This is a genomic window from Spirillospora sp. NPDC049652, assembly GCF_040675125.1.
In the GTDB taxonomy this organism is placed as follows: domain Bacteria; phylum Actinomycetota; class Actinomycetes; order Streptosporangiales; family Streptosporangiaceae; genus Spirillospora.
Genome location: NZ_JBFAOF010001233.1, coordinates 1 through 1802 on the forward strand (window position 1 = coordinate 1; position 1802 = coordinate 1802).

General features: G+C 69.2%; 1 protein-coding gene. It reads right to left on the minus strand.

From position 1 onward, the window contains the following. Positions 1–82 precede the first annotated feature (82 nt). The gene (locus AB0J52_RS38900) at positions 83–1282 is read right to left on the minus strand and encodes a DUF6004 family protein (protein ID WP_500188071.1); all 1200 of its coding nucleotides are present in this window, start codon (positions 1280–1282) and stop codon (positions 83–85) included. Positions 1283–1802 lie beyond the last annotated feature (520 nt).

The following is a 1802-nucleotide window of genomic DNA, read 5'->3' on the forward strand; positions in this document are numbered from 1 at the left end:
CGGGAGGGACGCACATCCGGTCGCCGTCGGAGCCTCGGCGGTTCCGACACCGGGCCGCCGCGCCGGGCGGCGGCCCCGCGGCTCAGATGTTGACCGCGGCCGTCTCGCCGACATGCGCGTCGCGCATGACGAGCGTCAGGCCGGTCAGCCGCGCCTTGACGTCGCCGGACTCGGTGACGAGCGCCGCGTCGGCGCCCGCCAAGCCAAGCTCGGTGCCGGTCGGCTCGAGGTCGGACAGCTTGCCGGTCACGTGCACCGCGTTCGCCGCGTACAGGTTGGCGTGCGGCGTGACGAGCTCGAACTCGCCGTCGATGTGCAGGTCGGCCGGGTAGCGGACGCGGCTGAGGCTCTCCTCGGAGCCCTCACCGAGGGTGCCGCCGGACGGCCGCGGCCAGCTCGCCCGCAGCATGACGCGGCCGCCGAGCAGGTCGCTGTGGCCGGTCATCGCGACCCGGGCCAGCTGCGCCAGCACGCCCTGGCCGTCGTGCTTCTCCGGCCCGAACAGCAGGATCTCGGTGCCGGCGGCCTTGCGGTAGTCGCCCGCGAGGTCGATGGTCTCGGACCGGCCGTCCTTCTCGATCCGGACCGAGCCCTCCATGGAGACCTGCATGATCATGGACGGGTCGACCAGCATCGACATGCACGGGCCGGCGCTCTCGGCGAAGAACACCGTCGGGGTCAGGCCGACCGGCTCGTTCTCGTCGTTGGCCGGGTACCACGCCTCGGGGAGGGTGGTGCCGCGCACCACGTTCGGCGCCTGGACGACGTCGAACGGGCCGTCGCCGCGCGGGGAGCCCAGGTAGGGGCCGGTGAGCGGCTTCTTGTACGGCGGGATGCCGTCGACCACGCCGTAGATGTCGATGACGTTGCGGTGCGCCAGGCGCAGCGTGCTCGTCTCGAGGATGCCGAAGCGGCGGATGTAGAACTCGGCCGGGAAGTTCTTGCCCGGCACGATCTGCCGCACGTGGCCGGTGTTGGGCAGGAACGGGTTGGACAGGACCTGGATGCGGTCGTCCAGCTCGTAGCTGTAGCCCTTGATGCCGACCTCGGGCGCGCTGATGAGCTCGAGGCCGAGCTCGGCGTGGCCCTTGTCGTCGACCCGGTGCTCGAAGCCCGGCATGGGCCACTTGTTCAGCTGCACGAACCCCGAGAGGTTGATGGTCTCCCGGCGGCCCGCGTAGTAGTCGTCCCCGAACACGACCGTGGCCGCCGCGAGAATGTGCGGCCGGATCGGCTTGGGCTCGAGATTGAGGGACTCGTACGTCTCACGGAGAGAACTCAAGCCAGACACCTCCAGCGTCTGATGAGATCGTCGTGCGGGGCCTCGGTCGCGCGAGCCGAAGACCCGTGATGGACGTCACTATAGCTTTTTATAGTGGATGGTCAACCCTCCCGCCGACCGCCCGATCCCGGACGGCGCGGCGCCGGCACCGCGGGGCGACGTCCGCCCAACCTCCCGGACAGCTGGACGCGCACCTCACGAACCTCGGCCGCACCACCCTGATCTACCAGCTCATCCGGGTCCACCACCTCCACCATGGGGTGTTTCTCCAGAGCCATGCGACCCCCTTTCGGGCCGACCGGGACGCTCACCCTCAGCGAAACGCCGGGCTGCCGCCTTGCGGACGACGCATCCACGAGTAACTTGAGAATCAGATAGTAATCCTCGCGTCAATGCTCGCGGCAACGCTCACGTCGATGGGGTGCACGAGATGTTCGAGAGGTTCACCGACCGCGCGCGGCGGGTTGTCGTTCTGGCTCAGGAAGAGGCCAGGATGCTCAACCACAACTACATCGGCACC